General features: G+C 70.8%; 23 protein-coding genes (1 of these 23 only partly in view). 13 read left to right on the top strand and 10 right to left on the bottom strand.

The window, feature by feature from the left end:
* Positions 1-13 precede the first annotated feature (13 nt).
* Entirely contained in the window at positions 14-352 is a 339-nt protein-coding gene (locus ACTWOL_RS07975; protein WP_474295809.1) for a hypothetical protein, read from the top strand.
* 9 nt (positions 353-361) lie between these two features.
* Here ACTWOL_RS07975 and ACTWOL_RS07970 read toward each other — a convergent pair whose 3' ends face one another.
* Positions 362-1,048 carry a FadR/GntR family transcriptional regulator gene (locus tag ACTWOL_RS07970; RefSeq protein WP_474295807.1) on the bottom strand — a complete coding sequence of 229 codons (687 nt, stop codon included), beginning with the start codon at positions 1,046-1,048 and terminating at the stop codon, positions 362-364.
* Between the two features lie 162 nt (positions 1,049-1,210).
* On the opposite strand from ACTWOL_RS07970, the gene ACTWOL_RS07965 reads away from it, so the two are divergent.
* The 4 genes from ACTWOL_RS07965 to ACTWOL_RS07950 all read left to right on the top strand — a co-directional run bounded on the left by ACTWOL_RS07965 (position 1,211) and on the right by ACTWOL_RS07950 (position 3,826).
* Entirely contained in the window at positions 1,211-2,539 is a 1,329-nt protein-coding gene (locus ACTWOL_RS07965; protein ID WP_474295805.1) for a CynX/NimT family MFS transporter, read from the top strand.
* A 4-nt stretch (positions 2,540-2,543) separates the two neighbouring features.
* A complete protein-coding gene (locus tag ACTWOL_RS07960) occupies positions 2,544-2,660 on the top strand; it encodes an SGM_5486 family transporter-associated protein (protein WP_474295803.1) in 117 nt (38 codons plus the stop codon).
* A 328-nt stretch (positions 2,661-2,988) separates the two neighbouring features.
* On the top strand, positions 2,989-3,192 hold the full coding sequence (locus ACTWOL_RS07955) for a hypothetical protein (RefSeq protein ID WP_474295801.1): 204 nt from the start codon (positions 2,989-2,991) through the stop codon (positions 3,190-3,192).
* 91 nt (positions 3,193-3,283) lie between these two features.
* Positions 3,284-3,826: a SixA phosphatase family protein gene (locus ACTWOL_RS07950; RefSeq protein ID WP_474295799.1), complete on the top strand. Its 543-nt coding sequence runs from the start codon at positions 3,284-3,286 to the stop codon at positions 3,824-3,826.
* A gap of 112 nt (positions 3,827-3,938) precedes the next feature.
* Here ACTWOL_RS07950 and serB read toward each other — a convergent pair whose 3' ends face one another.
* Both serB and ACTWOL_RS07940 read right to left on the bottom strand, forming a co-directional pair.
* Positions 3,939-5,153, bottom strand: coding sequence for a phosphoserine phosphatase SerB (serB, locus tag ACTWOL_RS07945; protein ID WP_474295797.1), 1,215 nt, complete (start codon positions 5,151-5,153; stop codon positions 3,939-3,941).
* Positions 5,154-5,387: 234 nt separating this feature from the next.
* Positions 5,388-7,190, bottom strand: a complete 1,803-nt coding sequence (locus ACTWOL_RS07940) for a streptophobe family protein (protein ID WP_474295795.1) — start codon at positions 7,188-7,190, stop codon at positions 5,388-5,390.
* 208 nt (positions 7,191-7,398) lie between these two features.
* Here ACTWOL_RS07940 and ACTWOL_RS07935 point away from each other — a divergent pair, with 208 nt between their 5' ends.
* Positions 7,399-9,924 carry an ABC transporter ATP-binding protein/permease gene (locus ACTWOL_RS07935; RefSeq protein WP_474295793.1) on the top strand — a complete coding sequence of 842 codons (2,526 nt, stop codon included), beginning with the start codon at positions 7,399-7,401 and terminating at the stop codon, positions 9,922-9,924.
* 91 nt (positions 9,925-10,015) lie between these two features.
* On the opposite strand, the gene ACTWOL_RS07930 is transcribed toward ACTWOL_RS07935, so the two are convergent.
* The 3 genes from ACTWOL_RS07930 to ACTWOL_RS07920 form a co-directional block, all read right to left on the bottom strand.
* Complete coding sequence (locus ACTWOL_RS07930) at positions 10,016-10,726, bottom strand: transglycosylase SLT domain-containing protein (RefSeq protein WP_474295790.1); 711 nt, start codon at positions 10,724-10,726, stop codon at positions 10,016-10,018.
* Positions 10,727-11,021: 295 nt separating this feature from the next.
* Positions 11,022-12,191, bottom strand: coding sequence for an S-adenosylmethionine:tRNA ribosyltransferase-isomerase (locus ACTWOL_RS07925; protein WP_474295788.1), 1,170 nt, complete (start codon positions 12,189-12,191; stop codon positions 11,022-11,024).
* Entirely contained in the window at positions 12,188-12,892 is a 705-nt protein-coding gene (locus tag ACTWOL_RS07920) for an SDR family NAD(P)-dependent oxidoreductase (protein WP_474295786.1), read from the bottom strand. Before ACTWOL_RS07920 ends, ACTWOL_RS07925 begins: the two co-directional genes overlap by 4 nt.
* 169 nt (positions 12,893-13,061) lie before the next feature.
* On the opposite strand from ACTWOL_RS07920, the gene ACTWOL_RS07915 reads away from it, so the two are divergent.
* The 3 genes from ACTWOL_RS07915 to ACTWOL_RS07905 all read left to right on the top strand — a co-directional run bounded on the left by ACTWOL_RS07915 (position 13,062) and on the right by ACTWOL_RS07905 (position 15,273).
* Positions 13,062-14,219 (top strand): GAF domain-containing sensor histidine kinase, encoded by a 1,158-nt coding sequence (locus ACTWOL_RS07915; protein WP_474295784.1) that lies wholly within the window; start codon positions 13,062-13,064, stop codon positions 14,217-14,219.
* Positions 14,212-14,856 (top strand): response regulator, encoded by a 645-nt coding sequence (locus tag ACTWOL_RS07910; protein WP_474295782.1) that lies wholly within the window; start codon positions 14,212-14,214, stop codon positions 14,854-14,856. Before ACTWOL_RS07915 ends, ACTWOL_RS07910 begins: the two co-directional genes overlap by 8 nt.
* Before the next feature lie 78 nt (positions 14,857-14,934).
* A complete protein-coding gene (locus ACTWOL_RS07905; RefSeq protein ID WP_474295780.1) occupies positions 14,935-15,273 on the top strand; it encodes a chaplin in 339 nt (112 codons plus the stop codon).
* 331 nt (positions 15,274-15,604) lie between these two features.
* Here ACTWOL_RS07905 and ACTWOL_RS07900 read toward each other — a convergent pair whose 3' ends face one another.
* Positions 15,605-16,321: a hypothetical protein gene (locus ACTWOL_RS07900; RefSeq protein WP_474295778.1), complete on the bottom strand. Its 717-nt coding sequence runs from the start codon at positions 16,319-16,321 to the stop codon at positions 15,605-15,607.
* A 289-nt stretch (positions 16,322-16,610) separates the two neighbouring features.
* Between ACTWOL_RS07900 and ACTWOL_RS07895 the strand changes: the two genes are divergently transcribed.
* The 4 genes from ACTWOL_RS07895 (at position 16,611) to ACTWOL_RS07880 (ending at position 19,826) form a co-directional block, all read left to right on the top strand.
* Complete coding sequence (locus tag ACTWOL_RS07895) at positions 16,611-17,402, top strand: ABC transporter ATP-binding protein (RefSeq protein ID WP_474295776.1); 792 nt, start codon at positions 16,611-16,613, stop codon at positions 17,400-17,402.
* Positions 17,403-17,476: 74 nt separating this feature from the next.
* The gene (locus tag ACTWOL_RS07890) at positions 17,477-17,905 is read left to right on the top strand and encodes an NfeD family protein (protein WP_474295774.1); all 429 of its coding nucleotides are present in this window, start codon (positions 17,477-17,479) and stop codon (positions 17,903-17,905) included.
* Positions 17,906-18,007: 102 nt separating this feature from the next.
* Complete coding sequence (locus tag ACTWOL_RS07885; RefSeq protein ID WP_474295772.1) at positions 18,008-18,970, top strand: SPFH domain-containing protein; 963 nt, start codon at positions 18,008-18,010, stop codon at positions 18,968-18,970.
* A gap of 79 nt (positions 18,971-19,049) precedes the next feature.
* The gene (locus tag ACTWOL_RS07880) at positions 19,050-19,826 is read left to right on the top strand and encodes a sulfite exporter TauE/SafE family protein (protein ID WP_474295770.1); all 777 of its coding nucleotides are present in this window, start codon (positions 19,050-19,052) and stop codon (positions 19,824-19,826) included.
* A gap of 238 nt (positions 19,827-20,064) precedes the next feature.
* Here the strand turns inward: ACTWOL_RS07880 and ACTWOL_RS07875 are convergent, their stop codons facing one another.
* The 3 genes from ACTWOL_RS07875 to ACTWOL_RS07865 all read right to left on the bottom strand — a co-directional run.
* On the bottom strand, positions 20,065-20,595 hold the full coding sequence (locus ACTWOL_RS07875) for an HNH endonuclease (RefSeq protein ID WP_474295767.1): 531 nt from the start codon (positions 20,593-20,595) through the stop codon (positions 20,065-20,067).
* Between the two features lie 171 nt (positions 20,596-20,766).
* A complete protein-coding gene (locus ACTWOL_RS07870; RefSeq protein WP_474295765.1) occupies positions 20,767-21,300 on the bottom strand; it encodes a YbhB/YbcL family Raf kinase inhibitor-like protein in 534 nt (177 codons plus the stop codon).
* Between the two features lie 55 nt (positions 21,301-21,355).
* Positions 21,356-21,715, bottom strand: partial view of a sporulation protein gene (locus ACTWOL_RS07865; protein WP_474295763.1) — the final stretch only. Its footprint extends 423 nt past the window's final position; only the last 360 of its 783 coding nucleotides appear in the window; its start codon lies off the right edge, out of view; the stop codon is at positions 21,356-21,358.

Below are 21,715 nucleotides of genomic sequence, written 5' to 3'. Positions count from 1 at the left end.
AGGAGGTCTGCCTGTGCGTACGTCATGGTGTTCCGTGGCCGTGCTGGGGGCGCTGACGAGCCTGCTCCTGCCGGTGTCGACGGCGGCTTCCCTGCAGCGCGGGGACTCGGAGCCGACGCCCTTCGGCGCCGACTGCGACGTGGTCGTCCAGGGCTCGCGTGCCACGGCGTACTGCCGCAACCCGTATCCCGGCACCGACCGGGTGCAACTGCACGTCGAGTGTGTGAGGTGGTGGGACCTCGACATGGACAGCAGCCCCGTCGAGGTGTCCCCGACGGCTTACGCGACCCTCACCGAGCGCTGCTGGAATGAGATCGCCAGCGCCTGGGTCAGCCATGTGCGGGTGCCCTGAGCGCGGTCGTCAGTCGGCGTCGCGCAGACACAGGAACGGATAGCTCGCCGCCTCCCGAGCGGCGAGGTCCCCGTCGCCCGCGCGGATCGCCGCCACGAGCCGGGCATGGTCCATGTGGTCCTCCGGGCGCAGCTCCTGACCCACCTCGTCGCGCAGGCTTTCGCGTAGCCAGTCGCGCAGCAGATGTCCGAGGTCCGCGTAGAGCCCGGTCAGCACGTCGTTGTGGGACGCCGCGACCACGGCCAGGTGGAAGGTGGCGTCCGCCGTGACGAACCGCTCCGGGTCGCCGGCCCGCCACGCCTCCTCGCGACGCGCCAGCAGGGCGTCGAGCTGCTTCAGGTCCCCCTCGGTCCGGTTCCGGGCCGCCAGCCGGGCCGCCGACGACTCCAGCGTGCAGCGCACTTCCGCGACATGACGCGGGTCGGCGTCGGCGAACCGCCGGTGCATGACCCCGGCCAGCTCGCTCGTGGCGATGACATACGTGCCGGACCCCTGGCGGATGTCCAGCAGGCCGTTGTGTGCCAGTGCCCGCACGGCCTCGCGCACCGTGTTGCGGGCCACGCCGAGCTGCTCGACCAGCTCCGGCTCGGTCGGGATCCGTGAGCCCACGGGCCACTCGCCCGAGGTGATCTGGTTCCGCAGCTCGGCGATCACCTGGTCCGAGAGAGCGGAACGCCGGGGGGAGGTCAGCGCCATGGTGTTCCTTGTGCTCCTTGTTCGTTCTTCCGCCGGCGGTTCGCCGACGGACACATGGTCCATCGTCGTGCCTCATCGTCCCCCGTGACGGCCGGCCGTGGAGAGGTCCAGGCCCTCCGCCCCACTGGACAACCAATCATCCCATGATTCTATGATGGATGGGTGTCTGACGAAATGAGGCCCCCGAACCCGACAGCCGCACGCACGCGCGAGCCCCCCGACGCACCCGTCGCCCGCGCTCCGGCCCCTGCTCCCGTGCGCACACCCGTCACCCCGGCCTGGATCCCACGGCTCGTACTCGTCGGCATCGTCCTCGCCGCACTGAATCTGCGTCCCGCGATCACCAGCCTCGGTGCGCTCCTCGAGGAGGTGAGCCACGGCTTCCACATGAGCGGCGCCGTCACCGGCGTCCTCACCTCCGTACCGGCACTCTGCTTCGCCGTGTTCGGCCTCACCGCGCCCCGGCTGGCCCGGCGCTTCGGCCCCGCACCCGTCGTCTGCGCCGGGATGGCGGCCATCGCCGCAGGGCTGCTGGCGCGCCCCTACGCCCAGGGCACCGCGGGCTTCCTCGCGGCCACCGGACTCGCGCTCACGGGCATCGCTGTCAGCAACGTGCTGATGCCGGTCATCGTCAAGCGGTACTTCCCCGAGCGCATCGGCAGCGTCACGGGGCTCTACTCGATGGCGCTGTCGCTCGGCAGCGCCGTGGCCGCCGCCGCGACCGTGCCCGTCACCCACGCCCTGGGCGGCAGTTGGCGTACCGGTCTCGCCTTCTGGGCCGTGTCCGCCGCCGTCGCCGTGGTGCCGTGGATCATGGTGCCGCTGCGCGACCGGGGCGGTGAGACGCCGCCCGCTCCGCTACCCGCGCCCCGCGCCGGGCGGCGCCCCGGCGACCCCGCGCCGCCCATCACCAGGAGCCGCACCGCCTGGGCGCTCGCCTGCTTCTTCGGCATCCAGGCCACCGGTGCCTATGTCGCCATGGGCTGGATGCCTCTCGTCTTCCGCGACGCGGGTGTCCCCGCGGACACGGCGGGAGTGCTGTCCGCGGTGGTCATGGTCATGGGCGTACCGCTGGCCTTCGTCATCCCGCGGCTCGCCACCCGGCTGAGGAGCCAGGGGCCCCTCGTCATCGCGCTCGGTCTGTGCGGGGTAGCGGGCTACGCGGGCCTGATCGCCGCCCCCGCGCACGGTGCCTGGGCCTGGGCGCTGCTGCTGGGCATCGCCAACTGCTCGTTCCCGCTCGCGCTGACCATGATCGGCATGCGCGCCAGGACCGGTGCGGGCGTCGTGCGGCTCTCCGCGTTCGCGCAGAGCATCGGATATCTGATCTCCGTCCCCGGCCCCACCCTCGTCGGTGCCCTCTACGGGTACAGCGGGGGATGGACCGTGCCCCTCTCCCTGATGGCCGGGCTCATGGTCCCCCAGATGATCGCCGGCTGTCTGGCCGGACGGGACCGGACGATCGAGGACGAGACCGGGATGCGAGACTGACGGCATGCCTGTGCTCGACCCGAACCCCCCGAACGGCCAGAAGAAGCTCCTGCTCATCTTCGGCATGATGATCGCCATCACCGTGGTCATCGGCGTCATCGCGTCGATCGCCTCCCCCTGACCTCTGCCGCGTCCGGACACCGGGGGTGGGGCCTGCACCACCAACCCCTCGGGGTTGCCTTTCGGGTCAGGCCGGTCTCGCGTGCCCTGGCACGCGCATCTGCTTCGTTGTCGTCAGTCGCCAATGCTCCGCAGTGGCTCCTTCCTCCGCCTTGCGGCTGCACGCACCAGACCCCGCTCGCTGACCCGGCCTGACCCGAAAGGCAACCCCTAGGGGGCCGGTGTCAGGGTGAAGTGGGTGGGTCACCGGATGGGAGACCGGGCCCATGATCCGTAGGTTGGAAGCAGTCCGGCGACTTCCGGACGCGACGGATCCCACGGAGGCGGCCATGTCGGCCCGTACGCACACCCGTACCCGCACCCCCGCTGAGGGCGGTCTCGCCCCACGGCTTCCGTGGTGGGCCCTCGTGCTGCCGGTGATCGCCTTCGCCGCGCTGCTTCTTCTGATGACGGCGTCCGGTCAGGCGTACGCCGCCGGCGGCGCCCCCTCGGCGGGCTTCCTTCTGGACCGCATCCAGGCCCTGACCGGCTGATGAGGGACCCTGGGCGGACGTGATCACCCCCGCCGGTTCCCCTTCCCAACACCCTGCGCCCCATGGCTGGTTTCATGCGAAGCTGGGGACCATGAGCGCCGCTGAGCTTTCCGGGGGGACGCCCCCCACAGCCCGAAGGATCGTCCTACTCCGTCATGCGAAGGCCGACTGGCCCGAGGTCTCCGATCACGAAAGGCCGCTTGCCGAGCGGGGCCGTCTGGACGCCCCGATCGCCGGACGCAAACTTGCCGACACCGGCATCCCCTTCGGCCTGGCCCTCTGCTCGACCGCGACCAGAACGCGCGAGACATGGAAGCTGGCCGTCCACGAGCTGCCGCAGCGCCCGCGCACGGTCTACGAGGAGCGGATGTACGAGGCCTCGCTCGGTGATCTCCTCGCGCTGCTCAACGAGACACCGGACGACATCGACGATCTGTTGCTGATCGGCCACAACCCCGGCATCCACGCCCTTGCCGACGCGCTCTCCGGCACGGTGGAAGGGGACGCCCTCGCGAGGATGAACCGCGGCGGCTTCCCCACCGCGGCCTTCGCCGTCATCGGTTTCTCCGGCTCCTGGAAGTCCCTCGAGCACGGTGTGGGCAGGCTCCTCGAATACTGGGCCCCGCACGAGTAGTCGGCCTCGTTCCGTGAGCCGGGCTCATGTCGAGCCCGGCTCACGTCGTACCGTCCGCGCGGCCCCGGTGGGCGGCAGGCGTACCGGGGTCATGTTGGAGGGCGCGTGAGGCTCAGCCCTCGTGCACGTCCGCGGCCTCGACCTCTTCGCGGGTGATCCCGAGCAGATAAAGGACCGCGTCGAGGAACGGCACGTTCACCGCCGTGTCGGCCGCCTCGCGGACCACGGGCTTGGCGTTGAAGGCGACACCGAGCCCCGCCGCGTTGAGCATGTCGAGATCGTTGGCACCGTCGCCGATCGCCACCGTCTGCGAGAGCGGTACCCCCGCCTGTGACGCGAACCGCCGCAGCAGCCGCGCCTTGCCCGCCCGGTCCACGATCTCGCCGGTGACCCGTCCGGTCAGCTTCCCGTCGACGATCTCCAGCGTGTTGGCGGAGGCGAAGTCGAGCCCCAGACGCTCCTTGAGGTCATCCGTGACCTGGGTGAACCCGCCGGACACGACGCCGACTTGATAGCCGAGGCGCTTCAGTGTGCGGATGAGGGTGCGAGCCCCGGGGGTCAGCCGCACCTCCGTGCGCACCTTGTCGACGACGGAGGCGTCCAGACCGGCCAGCAGTGCCACGCGCGCGTGCAGGGACTGCTCGAAGTCCAGCTCGCCGCGCATCGCGGCCGCCGTCACCTCGGCGACCTGGTCCTCGCAGCCCGCGTGTGCCGCGAACAGCTCGATGACCTCGTCCTGGATCATGGTGGAGTCCACGTCCATCACCACCAGCCGCTGCGCCCTGCGGTGCAGCCCGGCCGAGACGACGGCCACGTCCACCCCGATCTCCGCGGCCTCGGTGGCCAGCGCGGTGCGCAGCGGCTCGGTCTCACAGCCGGAGACCGCGAACTCCACCGCGGTGACGGGATACTTGGCCAACCGGAAGATACGGTCGATATTGCCGCCCGTCCCGGTGATGCGCGAGGCTATGGCGGCCGTCGACTCCGCCGTCAGCGGATGTCCCAGGACGGTGACATGGGAACGACCACTGCCGCGCGGCCGGTTGTCGCCGGTACCCGAGATGATCTCGGCCTGCAGCTTCAGCGACTCCGCCCAGCCGTGCACCGTGGACCGCAGCTCGCCTTCGCTCCCCACGGACGGCTCCGTGACGAGTGCGCACAGGGTGATACGGCCACGCGTGACGACCTGCTCGATGTCGACCACGTCGACCGAGTAGGCGGCGAGAGTGTCGAAGAGCCCGGCGGTGATCCCGGGACGGTCCTTCCCGAAGATCTTGACGAGAAGAGTGGGGACGTCGGACGTCTGTAGGGGCTGCGATGCGCTCATGGTGCCTCCCACGTTATCGGGCACTCCGTGCCAGGCGCCGCCCCGTCCCGCGGAGCGGACAGCTCCGGCCCCGTACTCCGACGGATCACCGGGTGGCCAGATGTCACCGGGGTTTCGGCAGGTCGGCCCCCAGGTGGCGGGCGGGGAACGGCGGGGCGCCCCGACGGCTTCCCCGGGACGGATGCCGTTGCGGTCCCGGCATCCGCGTGCCGTCCGGAGTCCCCTGCTGCGGCCTCAGCGCCGGGAGCGCGGCACCCTGGGGGGAGGCGGTCCGTCCGGCGGCCGGTCCTGTGGTCCGTCCGGGGGAGCGGGAGGCTCCGCTGCAGGCCGGAAGGGCGGTGGGGGAGGAGGCGGAAGGACCCGCCCCGCGACCGTCGGAGCCCCGTGCAGCCCGGGCGGCCCGTGGCCCTGTCCGGGCGGCGACTGCGGCCCCCGTCCCCGTGGCGCGTACGCCCCCCGTCCCGGTGACCCGTGCACCGCCGGTCCGGAGACCCCACGACCGCCCGGCAGCCTCAGATACGGGTTCGTATCCGCGTTCGGCGGGCGATACGGCACGGACGGCCGGTACGGCCCGGTGAGCGGAGCCGGGGCCAGCCCTCCTACCGTCGCGAACGGTGCCGCCCGCGACCCGGCCGCGCCCGCCGCGCAGGCCGTCAGCGCTCCCAGCCCGCCCGCCGCGGCTCCCCACACCGCCCCCAGCACCACGGCCGTACCCGGATCGCCGTGCAGCTCCACCCCGGCTCCGAACGCGTCGAACCCGAGTACCGACAGCGAGGCGTCCGCCGACACCCCCGTCAGCAGCACCAGCACCGGCAGCGTCACGGCCGTCACCAGCCCCAGCGGGAGCGCACACCGCGCCACGACCCCTGCGGCTCCGCTCTCCCCGCGCCGGGGCGTACGCACCGCCACCAGCACACCGGCGCAGAGCAGCAACGACGCACAGGCCACGGCGAGCAGCCATATCCGACCGTCCAGCTCCGCCAGCCGCCCCACCGTCACCGGCTCGTCCGCCGACACCCGCAGCAGCTCGTCCAGCGGGTCCGGTAACGCCTTCGCCAGCTCACCGGTCGCCTTCCCCCGCCACGGCACGAAGAGCCCCAGCGTCACGCCGAGCCACGCACCGTTCGGCGCCCCGAGCAGCGCCGCGCCCATGACCCGCCCCGGCCGGTCGTCCGAGAGCGCCGCATACGCCGCGGCCGCCACCCCCGCCGCCACGGCGGCCAGCAGCACCGTCACCAGTGCGGACACGGCGGGCCGTACCACCCGGTGCACCACGTCCCAGCCGCGCGGCAGCGGCGTGCGCCGCGACGCCAGCAGCGCGACGAGCAGCACCCCGAGCACCCAGAACAACGCACCCGCCAGGGAGTCCGCGGTGTTCACCGTGAACCCGACCGAGGCCCGCGCCTGCACCAGATCCCCCAGCCGGTCCGGCAGCAGCCCGCCGATGCCGCCCAGGTCTCCCAGGTCCCCGAGCCCGGGCACCTCGATCCCCGAGCCTTTCTCCGCACCGCTGCCCGGCACGTCCTCCAGACCCAGCGCGGCGCCGTCGAAGGTGATCACGTCGTGCCCCACCCAGGCGAGAGCCCCGACCATGCCGAGGAACAACGCCGCCAACACGGTTGCCCGCGCGATCAGTTCCGTACCGGATATCCAGGCGCCGGCACCGCGCAGCGACCGCAGGAAGAAGTGCGCCAGCAGCAGCGCGCCCGCCAGTGCCACACCGAGGGGCACGACATGCACGGCCGTCGAGGCCTGCACGCTCTCGAGGCCGAAAACGGAGACGTCGCCGGACGGAGTGACGGATCCTCCGACCGCGAGCACCGTCAGCGCCGCGGTCATGGGGCCCAGCGAACCCTTCGCGTCGGCTCCCAGCAGATGCAGTCCGAGCGCCGCCGTGCCTGCCATCCCGGCCAGCGACCAGCTCGCCGCGGCGATGCCGGCGAGCACCACATCGCCCCAGGGCACCGGGCGTTCACGGTCCCCGCCGTCGTACGACGCCATCAGGACCCCCGATCCGTACGGACTTGTCCCCTTCATGCATGATCCGTGTGCACTCATGGGTGCTTACCACTCTCCGGGTGCGTTTCTCCGCCGTCAACGGCGCGTTCGGGCACTCGGGAGCACCGTGTTCGGCAGGCCCGGCTTTCGGTTGAGGGAGCGGGCCTGAAATAGTTCCTCACGATGTTCGCCATCCCTAGACTCCCTGCGACGGGGGGAACTCGGGGGACAACTAGTGGGGCATGGAGTGCCGGAACTCGTACTGGAATTGAACGGAAGGACCTGGGCCCTCGATCCGTCCAGGTCGTACACACTCGGACGTGATCCGCAGGGCGGCGTGGTCGTCGATGACGCGAGAGTGTCGTGGCGGCACGCCACGATCAGCTGGAGCGGCCGGAGTTGGGTCATCGAGGACCACGGCAGCACCAACGGCACCTATATGGAGGGTCAGCGGATCCACCGGAGGGAGATCGGCCCCGGCTCCTCGGTGCATCTCGGCAACGCCACCGACGGCCCGCGGCTTGATCTCACGGGTGCCTCGGCCGACGCCTACAGCGCCCAGGGCGCCGCTCCACAGCAGGCCCAGCAGGCCGCCGCCGTGCAGGCCCCGGCCCAGCAGCAGTGGCAGCAGCAGCCGGCCCAGGTCCCGCAGCAGGAGTGGCAGCAGGCCCAGGCTCCGCAGCACGCCCAGGTCCCGCACCAGCAGGGCCCCGCCGACGGCTTCGCCCGGCAGGGCGGGGGGCAGGCTCCGCCGGTCTACGGCGACCGCAGCCCGACCACGTTCCACCAGTTCTCCCTCGGCCATGTCATGCGCATCGGCCGTGCGCTCGAGAACGAGCTGGTGGTCTCGGACCTGCAGGTCTCGCGCCACCACGCCGAGTTCCACGCCACGCCGGACGGCCGCTTCGAGATCCGTGACCTCGGCTCGCACAACGGCACGTACGTCAACGGCCAGCCGCTCGCGAAGTCCGGTTCCGCCCTCATCGGCCCGAACGACATCGTCGGCGTCGGCCACTCCACCTTCCGGCTCGTCGGGGACCGGCTCGAGGAGTTCGTCGACACCGGTGAGGTCTCCTTCTCCGCCCGCCACCTCACGGTCACCGTGGAGGGCGGGAAGCAGATCCTCAAGGACGTCTCCTTCGGCGTCCCCGAGAAGTCGCTGGTCGCGGTCATCGGCCCGTCCGGCTCCGGAAAGTCCACGCTGCTCAAGGCGCTCACCGGCTACCGGCCGGCCGACCAGGGCGACGTCCTCTACGACAACCGGAACCTCTACAAGCAGTTCGCCGAGCTGCGCCAGCGCATCGGTCTCGTGCCGCAGGACGACATCCTCCACAAGGAGCTGACCGTCCGCACGGCCCTCAAGTACGCGGCCAAGCTGCGCTTCCCCGCGGACACCAGCTCCGCCGAGCGCGAGGCCCGCATCGACGAGGTGCTGCGCGAGCTCAAGCTGGACATCCACAAGGAGAAGAAGGTCACCTCCCTCTCCGGAGGCCAGCGCAAGCGGGTGTCGGTGGCCCTGGAGCTGCTCACGAAGCCGTCGCTCATATTCCTGGACGAGCCGACGTCCGGCCTCGACCCGGGCATGGACCGCGATGTGATGCAGCTGCTGCGCGGTCTCGCCGACGACGGCCGTACGGTGCTCGTCGTCACCCACTCCGTCGCGGAGCTCGCCCTGTGCGACAAGCTGCTGGTGATGGCACCCGGCGGCTCGGTGGCGTACTTCGGCCCGCCGGAGGAGGCACTCAACTTCTTCGGCTACGACACCTGGGCCGATGTCTTCTCCGCCTTCGAGAACTACCGCGACTACGACTGGGCGGGCCGCTGGAAGGGCTCGCAGCACTACCAGATGTACGCCGCGGACATCGACGCCGTCGCCGCGCAGTCCGTACAGATGCCTCCGGCCCAGGCGATGCGTCCTCCGAAGCCGCAGGGCTGGGGCGCCCAGCTGTGGACCCTGATCCGCCGCTACTCCTCGGTCATCGCGTCCGACAAGGGCTTCATGGGCCTGATGGTCGTGCTGCCCGCCGTGCTCGGCATGGTCAGCGTGGTCATCCCGGCGGACTTCGGACTCGCACCGCCCACGCCGCCGTCCCGGTTCAACGGTGACGCCGGCACGATCATGCTGATCCTCGCGGTCGGCATGTGCTTCTCCGGCGCGGCCAACTCGGTGCGAGAGCTGATCAAGGAACGGGTCATCTACGAGCGGGAGCGGGCCACCGGCCTCTCCCGGTCGGCGTATCTGATGTCCAAGGTGATCGTTCTCGGCGTGATCACGGCTCTGCAGGGCGTCATCATCTGCGCCATCGGCTTCGCGACCCGCAAGCTGCCCGAAGAGGGCCTGGTCATGCCGCCGGCCGTCGAGCTCTGCGTCACGATCACCGCGCTGGGCTTCACCTCGATGATGTTCGGCCTGGTCATCTCCGCGCTGGTGAAGACCGCGGAGAAGACGATGCCGCTGCTGGTGATGTTCGCGATCGTCCAGGTCGTCTTCACCGGCATTCTCTTCCAGGTCTACGGCTCGCCGGGCCTGGAGCAGTTCGCCTGGCTGATGCCGTCCCGCTGGGCGATCGGTGCCGCGGGTGCCACGCTCGACCTCGCGCATCTGATGCCGCCGTGGGACCCGAAGAACCCCGGTGACCTGGATCCGCTCTGGGAGCACGCCGCGGGCCAGTGGGCCTTCGACCTCACCGTCCTGCTGCTCATCGGTATCGCTTGTGGCTTCGCGGTGGCGCGCCTGCTGCGCCGCCATGAGCCGGAGGTCATGCGCAAGTAGGCGCCGGCCGGTCCGTGAACGCGCCGGAGGGCGGCACCCCATGCTGGGGTGCCGCCCTCCGGCGCGTTCACGGACCGCCGTGCAGCGTCCGTCAGTAGGCGCTGTTGACGTTGTCCATCGAGCCGTAGCGGTCGGCCGCGTAGTTGCAGGACGCGACGATGTTGGCGACCGGGTCGTACTGGTCCCAGGCCGTGCCGGGGACGTGGTACGTGTCGAAGGTGGGCTTGATGATCTGCAGCAGGCCCTTCGACGGGATGCCGTTGATGGCGTTGATGTCCCAGTTGTTGATGGCACGCGGGTTACCGGAGGACTCACGCATGATGTTGCGGTGGATGCCGTCGTAGGTGCCCGGGATGTTGTGCTTCTTCATGATGCTCATGGCCTCGCGGATCCAGCCGTCCAGGTTGTTCGCGTAGACGGGCTTACGGGCGGCGGCACGGCTGGCGGCCTGCTCCGCGGCGCGCTGCTTCGCGGCCTCGGCCTTGGCGGCCTTGACGGCAGCGGCGGACTTGGCCTTGGCGGCGGCCTGGGCCTCGGCCTTGGCCTTCAGCGCGGCGGCGGTGACCTTGGCCTTCGCCTGGGCCTTCGCCTGGGCGTCGAGGAAGGACGACTGGTTGGCGATGCTCGCCTGGAGGGCGGCGGCCTTCGCGGTGTCGACGCCCGTGGACCAGGCGACATTGGCGGAAGAGACAGCCTGCGTCTCGGTTTCGGCGGAAGCGCTGCCCGGGACGAGCGAGAACGCGAGGGCCGAGACGCCAACAGCGGCTACACCGGCGATCGAGAACTTGTGAGTCTTGGACATACGAGCGGAACCGGAAGCGCGGGACGCGAACATGCGAGACGTACCTCTTCGAATAGCGGGAGTCGCGAAGGCCGGGCGGCTCAGCGCCTTCTCGGCGGCGACGAACGCAATTCTTAGCGGCAGCAAAATCCGGTGGCAAAGGTGTGACGTACGATCCTCGGTAGTGGAACAGGAAGCCCCAAATCGGGACAAGTAACCCAAGACTTCCAGTTCAGATGTCCCTTATGTATCCACTAGCGCGCTTCGTAAGTGACGTACGTCCTATGCCCGGCCTCACATCGGGCCCCCCGTCGCCTCACTGACAGTTGCTGTCGCAACTCGATGTGTGACCGGGGTCCCCCGGCAGGATGAGATGCACGTCCCCGAACTCGTGCCAGAGGTAGAGACGCTCCAGTGCCTGGGTATAACCGCAGGCCAGAGCCTCGCGCCCGGCGATCGCCGCAAGCATCAGCAGATGCGACGCCTCGGGTTCGTGCAGCCCCGTCAGTAGCCCGTCCACCACCCGCACCCCGCGCCCCGGTGTGACGACCAGGTCGGTCCAGCCCGCGGCCGGCCGCACCACCCCGTCCGGCCCGGTCGCCGACTCCAGCGCCCGCACCGCGGTCGTCCCGACCGCGACGACCCTCCCCCCGCCCGCGCGTGCGGCGTTCACCAGCCATGCCGTCGCCGCGGGCACCTCGAAACGCTCCGGGTAGGGAGGCTCGTGCGCCTCCGCCGACGCCACGCCCGTGTGCAGGGTGAGCGGGGCGAACTGCACCCCACGCCGTACCAGCTCCGCCACCAGCGGCTCGGTGAAGGGGCGCGCCGCGCTCGGCATCTCCGCCGAGCCCGAGCCGTCCGGCGCCGGCAGCGCGAACACCGTCTGGTACGCGGACAACGGCTGGTCCCGCTCGGTGTAGCGGTAGCGGATGGGCCTGCCGTACCGCCGCATCAGCTCCGGTACGTCCACGGAGGCCGCGGCCCACCACAGCCGACCGCCCGTCCCGCTCCACCGCCCCCGGCAGTCCCGGCCCCTGCTCACGGCGGAGGCCGTCCCGGTGCCCGGCGCCAGCGGCTCATCGAGGACGAGCCGTCCGCCTCCCGGCAGCAGGATCCGCGCCCCTGGCGGACCGCCGGGCCTCGGCAGCGTGCTCCCCGCACCGTCCGGGGTGCGCAGCTCCACCGCCCAGCGCTCACCCCGGCGGTTCCCCCCGGGCGCCTCCCGGTCCCCGCGTGTGGAGAAGTGGACGACCAGGTGCTCCGCCCCGAGCCGCCCGTTGACGGCGGCGGGCAGCGTGGGCGAGGTGTTCACGACCAGAACGTCACCGGGACGCAGCAGCCCCGGCAGCTCACGGAACACGTGGTGCGACACCGCAGTCCCGCGCGACACCAGCAGCCGTACGTCGTCGCGCCCGCTGCCGCGGTCCTCGGCCGGCACCCGCGCCGACAGCTCCTCAGGCACCCGCAGGCTCTCCAGCACGCTCATCGGGACCCCATCAGCGAGCCCGCCGTGTACCGGCCGCTGTCCGGACGCTCGTCCAGGAGCCTCAGGAACGCCGGGACCACCGACTCCGGCGCGGGCCGTGCCTCGTCGTCACCGGGCACGGCAGCCGCGTACAGATCCGTCCGCATATCCCCGGGGTCGACCGCCCACACGCGCAGCGCGGGCTCCTCGACCGCCAGCACCCCGGCGAGCAGGTCGAGCGCCGCCTTCGAGGCCCCATAGCCGCCCCAGGTGGCATACGCCTCCCGCGCGGCGTCCGAGCTCACCGCGATCACCGCACCCCCCGTGCCCGCGGCACTCTCACGCAGCAGAGGGAGCGCCTCCCGTACCAGCCCGAGCGCCGCGACCACATTGGTCTCCAGCGCCTCGCGCAGTCCCTCCAGCGGCAGGTCCGCCAGCCGTACCAGCGGTTCGGAGCCCAGCGCACTGGCATTGCAGACCAGCAGATCGAGCGAGCCCAGCTCCCTCGCCGCGGCCACCAGGTCCCTGCGGTGCCCGGTCCGGGTGACGTCCCCGGGTACCGCCACCACCCTGGCCCCGGACCGCCGCACCTGCTCCGCGGTCTCCCGCAGCACGGATTCGGTGCGCGCGTCCAGGACCAGATCCCAGCCGCGCCCGGCGAGGGCCCCGGCAAGTGCCCGCCCCAGCCCCTTGGAGCCCCCCGTGATGATCGCCACCGGCATGACGTCCGTCCTCTCTCTCGGCTGCCCTCAGAATGGATCGGCGGCACCCCCCGCCACCTCGGCCCCCGGTCCGTGCCGGCCAGGGCACTTCGACCTACGTCCGGCGGCCTATGCGGCCGCCGTCCACAGGCCGATACGCACCGTCACGGTGCGCCGGTACGGTGATCTCATGAGCCATCGACCGAGCTCCGGCCTCGCCGCCGTGAGCACTGCTCTCCTCGCGATGAGCAGGCACCTCGAGGTGCGCGACGTCCTCAAGACGATCGTCGCCTCGGCGCGCGAGCTGCTCGACGCCGAGTACGCGGCGCTGGGCGTGCCCGACGACCACGGCGGCTTCGCCCAGTTCGTCGTCGACGGCGTCAGCGAAGAGCAGTGGCGGGCGATCGGACCGCTGCCGCGCCAGCACGGGATCCTCGCCGCGATGCTGAGGGACGCGAAGCCCGAGCGGCTGGCCGACGTACGCAAGGACCCCCGGTTCGAGGGCTGGCCCTCCAGCCACCCCGACATGTCCGACTTTCTGGGGCTGCCCATCAAGGACGGGGACGAGACGATCGGAGCACTCTTCCTCGCCAACAAGCGGTGCCCCCGGCCCCCTGCGACCCGTGGGGAGACCTGCGGGTTCACCGAGGAGGACGAGGAACTGCTCTCGATCCTCGCCCAGCACGCCGCGATCGCGCTCACCAATGCCCGGCTGTACGAGCGCAGCCGCGAGCTCACCATCGCCGAAGAGCGCTCGCGCCTCGCCCATGAGCTCCATGACGCGGTCAGCCAGAAGCTCTTCTCGCTCCGGCTGACCGCCCAGGCGGCCGCCGCGCTCGTGGACCGGGATCCGGCCCGCGCGAAGGGAGAGCTCCAGCAGGTCGCCGCCCTCGCCGCCGAAGCCGCCGACGAGCTGCGCGCGGCCGTCGTCGAACTGCGCCCCGCGGCCCTCGACGAGGACGGCCTCGTCAACACGCTCCGTACGCAGATCCAGGTGCTCGACCGGGCGCACGCCGCACACGTCACCTTCGACAGCAGCGGCGTGCGGGCGCTGCCGGCCGCCCAGGAAGAGGCCGTCCTGCGGGTCGCCCAGGAAGCGCTCCACAACGCGCTGCGGCACTCGGGCGCCGAGTTGGTGGCGGTCAGCCTGAGCCGCAGGGGGCAGGGAGCCGTCCTCAGCGTCACCGACGACGGCCGGGGCTTCGAACCCCAGTCGGTCCGCAGGGCCGGCCGGCATCTCGGGCTGGTCTCCATGCGCGACCGGGCGAGCGGCGTCGGCGGCTCGCTCACGGTGGAATCGGCGCCCGGCGAGGGCACCACGATCGAGATGGAGGTCCCCGGTGGGTGACAAGGTAATCCGCGTGCTGCTCGTGGACGATCACCAGGTCGTCCGCCGTGGCCTGCGCACCTTCCTCGAAGTACAGGACGACATCGAGGTCGTGGGGGAGGCGGGGGACGGCGCCGAGGGCGTCGCCCGAGCCGAGGAGCTCAAGCCGGACGTCGTCCTGATGGACGTGAAGATGCCCGGCACCGACGGGATCGAGGCCCTGCGCCGGCTCCGCGCCCTCGACCACCCGGCGAAGGTGCTGGTCGTGACGAGCTTCACGGAGCAGCGCACCGTGGTCCCGGCCCTCCGGGCCGGCGCCCGCGGCTATGTCTACAAGGACGTGGACCCCGACGCCCTGGCCGGCGCGATCCGCTCCGTGCACGCGGGACACGTACTGCTCCAGGCCGAGGTGGCGGGCGCGCTCCTTTCCCAGGACGAGTCGGGCTCGGGCCAGGGGAGGGGCACCTCGCTGACCGAGCGCGAGCGCGAGGTGCTGGGCCTGATCGCCGACGGACGCTCCAACCGCGAGATCGCCCGCGCCCTCGTCCTCTCCGAGAAGACCGTCAAGACCCATGTGTCGAACATCCTGATGAAGCTGGATCTGGCGGACCGTACACAGGCCGCGCTCTGGGCCGTACGCCACGGGCTCAGGGGCTGATCAGAACGTTTCAGCAGGTCGGCGTGAGTATCTGCGGCGATGGTTCCCCACCGGTCCGAGATTCATACCGTCGTGTGTATGTCGCCCACATGGCGTATCCGGATCGGCTTCGCGGGCGTTCTCCAGGGCGTGCTGCGGCGACCCGCCGCCGCCCATGACCAGGAGGAAGCTGAAGTGAAGAACCTGAAGAGGGCCGTCGCCGTCACCATGGTCGCCGGTGGACTGCTCGCCGCCGGAGCCGGCGCCGCCTCCGCCACCAGCGCGCACGCGGGCGGCAGCGCGACCAACTCGCCCGGCGTCGGCTCCGGCAACCTGGTCCAGGTCCCGGTCCACATCCCGGTCAACGCCGTCGGCAACACCGTCAACGTCATCGGCGCGCTCAACCCCGCCTTCGGCAACGTGGGCATCAACGGCTGACCGCTCTGACGGCCCTCCACGGCACGGCAGCGCCGACCGGACCCGGACCCCGGGGCCGGGGCCATGAGTCCCGGGACCCGGGCCGGTCGTGTGCTGCTGCGCCGTGCGCAGCCCGCCGGACCCGCGCCTGCAGCCGACACCGCCCGGACAGGACCTCGGAACAGGACCTAGTGCTGTGGCCGGATAGGTTTGCCGGGAAGCTCGCGGCGTCCTGTGCGGTGTATCGCAAGGCGGAGAATCGGCCTTGTACTGGATGTACTCGGGTGATTCGACAACGCAGCGAGGCGCCGTGCAGGGCGCCGCGAGCCGGTGAACCTATCCGGTCACAGCACTAGGGGTCCCTGCGCCGCTCGAGCTCCTCCACGTAGGCGTTGTACGCCGCCACCTGCGCGCGCCGGGCCACTCGCTCCACCGGTCGCAGCGCCTCCCCCCGCGCCGCCATCTCCGAGGCGCTCACGGCGCCACCGTGCCCGTTCTCGTACGCCAGAGAGATCAGCAGCCCGACCCGCTGCGCGAGCTCCAGCACCCGTACCGCACGCGGTGGATAGCCGGGAGCCAGTGCATCCCGGCCCGCACCCGCCTCGGCCCGCGCCCGGTACGCCTCCAGGGCGGCCTGAGCCACCGGACCCGACCCCGCCACATCGAGCCGCGACAGCAGCGCCGTCGCCTCCCGCAACGCCTCCGCCAACTCCCGCTCGGCCTCCCCGAGCGACGGCACGTCCGCGGGCGGGGCCTCCCTCACCTCAAGACAGTGCCAGACGACCTGCACATGAACGTCTCCGGCAGGCCCCGCCTCGTGCACCTCCGGGACCAGCCCGTACGCGGCACCGTGGCCCACGACCGCTTCCTCCGCCTCGAGCGCCCGCGCGTTGAACGCCGGAGGCCCGCTGAGTCCCAGCGGGTGCCCGGGCGCGGGCAGCGCGACACGGAAGCCGGTCACACCGAGCCCGCGCAGGCGCCCGAGTGCCAGCGTCAGCCCCACCGGGCCCGCCTCGCCCGGCAACCCCTCCACACGGTGCACCGCGTCGTCCCCGACAATCGCGAGCACCGCGTCATCCGGTGATACAAAACCGGCCAACAGGGCATTTCCCCAAGCGGCCAGCCGTCCTGAGCGTGGTTCCGAGAGCATGGGTCACAGCCTAGGGTCCTTCGGGCCGCTCTCCGTGAGGAGAAGTCCCCTCCGCGACGCAACGGGGATCGGTCCCGAAGACCCCGGGTACCGGACCGGGCCGTCGGGCCGCCCGGCCGGTGGCGTAGGTTTTCCCTGGGAGCCCGCGCCCTCCGGCGCACCGGACTCCCAGGACCTCTCGACGATTGCAAGGGGAGACAACGCGCTCATGAGCGATGTACTGGAGCTGGTGGACGTATCCGTGGTCCGCGACGGACGTGCTCTGGTTGACGACGTCTCCTGGTCGGTCAAGGAAGGGGAGCGCTGGGTGATCCTCGGCCCCAACGGCGCCGGCAAGACGACGCTCCTCAACATCGCCTCCAGCTACCTCTTCCCCACCGCCGGCACCACCACCGTCCTCGGCGACCGGCTCGGAAAGGTCGACGTCTTCGAGCTGCGTCCGCGCATCGGCATGGCCGGCATCGCCATGGCCGAGAAGCTGCCCAAGCGCCAGACCGTGCTGCAGACCGTGCTCACCGCCGCCTACGGCATGACCGCCACCTGGCACGAGGACTACGACGCCGTCGACGAGGAGCGCGCCCGCGCCTTCCTCGACCGCCTCGGTATGTCGGACTACCTGGACCGCAAGTTCGGCACCCTGTCCGAGGGCGAGCGCAAGCGCACCCTCATCGCACGCGCCCTGATGACCGACCCCGAACTGCTGCTGCTCGACGAGCCCGCCGCGGGACTCGACCTCGGCGGCCGTGAGGACCTGGTACGCCGCCTCGGCCGCCTCGCCCGCGACCCGCTGGCCCCCTCCATGATCATGGTGACCCACCATGTCGAGGAGATCGCCCCGGGCTTCACCCACGTCCTGATGATCCGTCAGGGCAAGGTGGTCACCGCAGGCCCCATGGAGACCGAACTGACCTCGCGCAACCTCTCCCGCTGCTTCGGGCTGCCCCTCGTCGTGGAGCGCAACGGCGAGCGGTGGAGTGCCCAGGGCCTCCCGCTCGGCTGACGCCCCGTCGGCGTCCCTGCCAAGTCCCCCGGCGCGCCCTGTCCGCGCGGCGGCCGGGGACCTACCATGCCTGTGTGGACATCGACGCATGGGTGTGGTGGCTCATTGCAGCGGTGGGACTCGGTATCCCGCTCGTGCTCACCGCCATGCCCGAATTCGGCATGCTCTCCGCCGGAGCCGTCGCGGGAGCCGTCACGGCCTCCCTCGGCTTCGGCGTGGTGCCCCAAGTGATCGTCTTCGCCGCGGTGTCGGTCGCGCTGATCGCGGTCGTACGGCCGATCGCGGCACGCCACAGCTCACAACGTCCCCGACTGGCCACGGGCATCGACGCGTTGAAAGGCCGTCAAGCCGTCGTCCTGGAACGGGTCGACGGCGACGGCGGCCGCATCAAGCTCGCAGGGGAAGTCTGGTCGGCACGCTCGCTCGACACGGGGCGGGCCTTCGAACCGGGAGAGCAGGTCGACGTGGTCGAGATCGACGGAGCCACCGCAGTGGTCATCTGACCACTCGTCATCATCATGTGACGGAACGGTTCCCACGACCGCCCGCGGTCTGGGAAACTCGATCATCAGAGTCATCCGGCAGCGAAGGGCACGGGGAGCACGATGCCATCGATCATCATCGTCCTGGTCATTCTGGTGGTGCTTGTCTTCATCGCCCTGATCAAGACGATCCAGGTCATCCCGCAGGCAAGTGCCGCCATCGTCGAACGCTTCGGCCGCTACACCCGCACCCTCAACGCGGGCCTCAACATCGTGGTGCCGTTCATCGACTCGATCCGCAACCGGATCGACCTGCGTGAACAGGTCGTCCCCTTCCCGCCCCAGCCGGTGATCACCCAGGACAACCTCGTCGTCAACATCGACACCGTCATCTACTACCAGGTGACGGACGCCAGGGCCGCGACATACGAAGTCGCCAGCTACATCCAGGCGATCGAGCAGCTCACCGTCACCACCCTGCGCAACATCATCGGTGGCATGGACCTGGAGCGGACCCTGACCTCCCGCGAGGAGATCAACGCCGCCCTGCGCGGCGTCCTCGACGAGGCGACGGGCAAGTGGGGCATCCGCGTCAACCGCGTCGAGCTCAAGGCCATCGAGCCCCCGACCTCCATCCAGGACTCGATGGAGAAGCAGATGCGCGCCGACCGTGACAAGCGCGCCGCGATCCTCACCGCCGAAGGCATCCGGCAGTCGCAGATCCTCACCGCCGAAGGTGAGAAGCAGTCCGCGATCCTGCGCGCCGAAGGTGAGGCCAAGGCGGCCGCCCTGCGCGCCGAGGGCGAGGCGCAGGCCATCCGCACCGTCTTCGAGTCCATCCACGCGGGAGACCCCGACCAGAAGCTGCTCTCGTACCAGTACCTCCAGATGCTGCCGAAGATCGCCGAGGGCGACGCCAACAAGCTCTGGATCGTGCCCAGTGAGATCGGCGACGCCCTCAAGGGCCTCTCCGGTGCCATCGGCAGCTTCGGCGGCCCCTTCACCGGCAACCACAACAACGGCGGCAGCAGCAACATCCCGCCGCAGGGCGGCAACGAGCGACGCGAGCAGCCCCCTATCGATTGACACCTACACGCAGTCGGGCATGATCGGTGCGGCCCCTCGACCTTCATGGCGGGGAGGCGACACCTGATCATGTGAGGAGATGGCGTTGTCCATCTGGGAAGCACTCGCGGTCTTCGCCGCCGGCACGGCCGCCGGCACCATCAACACCATCGTCGGCTCGGGCACGCTCATCACCTTCCCGGTCCTGCTGGCCACCGGACTGCCCCCGGTCACCGCGACCGTCTCGAACGCACTGGGCCTGATACCGGGATCGATCAGCGGAGCCATCGGCTACCGCGAGGAGCTCACCGGACAGCGCCGCCGCATCCTCCGCCTCGGACTCGCCTCGCTCATCGGCGGGCTCGGCGGAGCGATGCTGCTCCTCCTGCTGCCCTCCACCGCATTCGAGACGATCGTCCCGGTCCTGGTCGCACTCGCCCTCGTCCTGGTGATCCTCCAGCCCCGGATCTCCCGGGCCGTCCAGCGCCGCCGGGCACAGGAGGGTGCCCAGCACCCCCACCCCGACGGAGGGCCGCTCCTCTTCGTCACCCTGATGCTCGCCAGCGTCTACGGCGGCTACTTCACCGCGGCCCAAGGGATCATCTACCTGTCCCTGATGGGCATCCTGATCGACGACGGCCTCCAGCGCCTCAACGCCGTCAAGAACGTCCTCGCCGCGATCGTCAACAGCGTCGCCGCCCTGTTCTTCGTCTTCGTCGCCGACATCGACTGGACCGCCGCCCTGCTGATCGCGGTGGGCTCCACCATCGGCGGCCAGATCGGGGCCAAGGTCGGCCGCAGGCTCTCGCCCGTGGTGCTGCGGACCGTGATCGTCGTCGTGGGCACCGCCGCCATCGTCCAGCTGCTGCTGCGCTGACGGCACACGAAAGCCCGCCTCCGTCCGGAGGCGGGCTTCCCGCACCTACCCGCTCTCGGGCCCCCCTGGGTCGTGTCGTCAAAGTCACGTCTGCCCGGCGGCGTCTGGCACGCGCCTCGCTGCGTTGTCGTCAGTCGCCGATGCTCCGCATGGGCTCCTTCCTCCGCCTTGCGATCGCACGCACCAGACGCCGCCGGGCCCGCCCTTCGGGCGGACGCCGCTACTGTGAAGACACTCCCTAGGCCGCGGACCGGGCGACCGGCTGCGTCGCATGCTGCGCCAGCCACTCCGGCAGCTCCGACCGCTCACCCGCCCGCAACGCCAGCAACATCGCGTCCGCCGGCGTCGGCACGAAGGGCTGGTACAGCAGGGGCATCCCAGCCTGCTCCGGCGTACGGTCCGCCTTGCGGTGGTTGTCCTCGGCGCACGACGCGACCGTGTTCAGCCAGCTGTCCGCACCACCCCGCGACCTCGGGACCACGTGGTCCACCGTCGTGGCCCGCTTGCCGCAGTACGCGCACCGGTGCTGGTCCCTGACCAGCACACCCCGCCGCGACCACGGCGCCTGTCTTCGGAACGGCACCCGTACGTATCTGCAGAGCCTGATCACCCGGGGCACGGGCAGTTCGACGGCGGCGGCGCGCACACGCAGCGCGGGGTGGGCCTGCTCGACGACCGCCTTGTCCTGCAGCACCAGCACCACCGCACGGTTGAGTGTCACCGTCGACAGCGGCTCGAAGCTCGCATTCAGTACCAGCGTGTCCCGCATTGTGCCCCACCTCCCGAGTGCCGGCCCGGCCCTTGTGGCGGGCTCTGGGCTTGGATCAACTCTGGCCGGGCACGCCGCGATGGACAACGCAATATCCGCGCAGAACGAAAGATGCCCGCTCCTGATCTCTCCAAGACCAGGAGCGGGCAAACAACAGACGAACCCTCGTGGCTAGCCCTTGTTCTCGTACTCGCCGATGAGCTGGGCGCGCGCCAGCGTGTGCTGCCCGAGGTTGAAGCCCACCATCGCCGGTGGCACATCGTCACCCGGGCCGAGCTTCTCCCGGTCCACCGCGTGCACGGTGAACACATAGCGGTGCGACCCGGTTCCGGGCGGCGGCGCGGCTCCGCCGAAGTCCTTCGAGCCGAAGTCGTTGCGCACGTGCACAGCGCCCTCGGGCAGGCCCTCGAACTTCCCACCGCCCGCACCCGCCGGCAGCTCCGTCACCGATGCCGGGATGTCGAACAGGACCCAGTGCCAGAACCCGCTGCCCGTCGGCGCGTCAGGGTCGAAGCACGTCACGGCGAAGCTCTTCGTCTCCGCCGGGAAGCCCTCCCACCGCAGCTCCGGCGAGATGTTGTCGGCCGAGTAGAGCTGGGCCTCCTTGAGGAAGGCTCCGGGCTCGATGTCGGGACTCGTCACGGTGAACGACGGCACCGGCGGAAGGAAGTCATGAGGCAGTGGGGCCCTTTTCGCCTCGGTCACGTATGAACCTCCGAATCGGCGTTCCTGCGCGTTTCCGCGCCTACCGCCCCGAAGTCTAGAACCAGTTGCGCCGACCCCCGACGTCCGCGAGCCACTGGTTGAGGTAGGCGGCGTAGTCCGTTCCCTGGAAGTTGTGCAGGTCCACCTGGAACGAGCGGTAAGAGTCGCTGCCCTCGCTGAAGAGCCCCGGCTTCTTGTCCATCTCCAGCACGACGTCCATCTCGCGACCGTCCGCGATGAACGTCAGCTCGACCTGGTTGAGCCCCCGGTACTGCTGCGGCGGGAAGAACTCGATCTCCTGGTAGAAGGGCAGCCGCTGGCGGGTCCCGCGGATGTGACCGCGCTCCATGTCCGCGCTCTTGAAACGGAAGCCCAGCTGGATGAAGGCGTCCAGGACCGCCTGCTGCGCCGGGAG

This window comes from Micromonospora sp. IBHARD003 (assembly GCF_056106285.1).
Note: the sequence above shows the minus strand (reverse complement) of the source record. Positions and strands in the feature narration are given on the sequence as shown.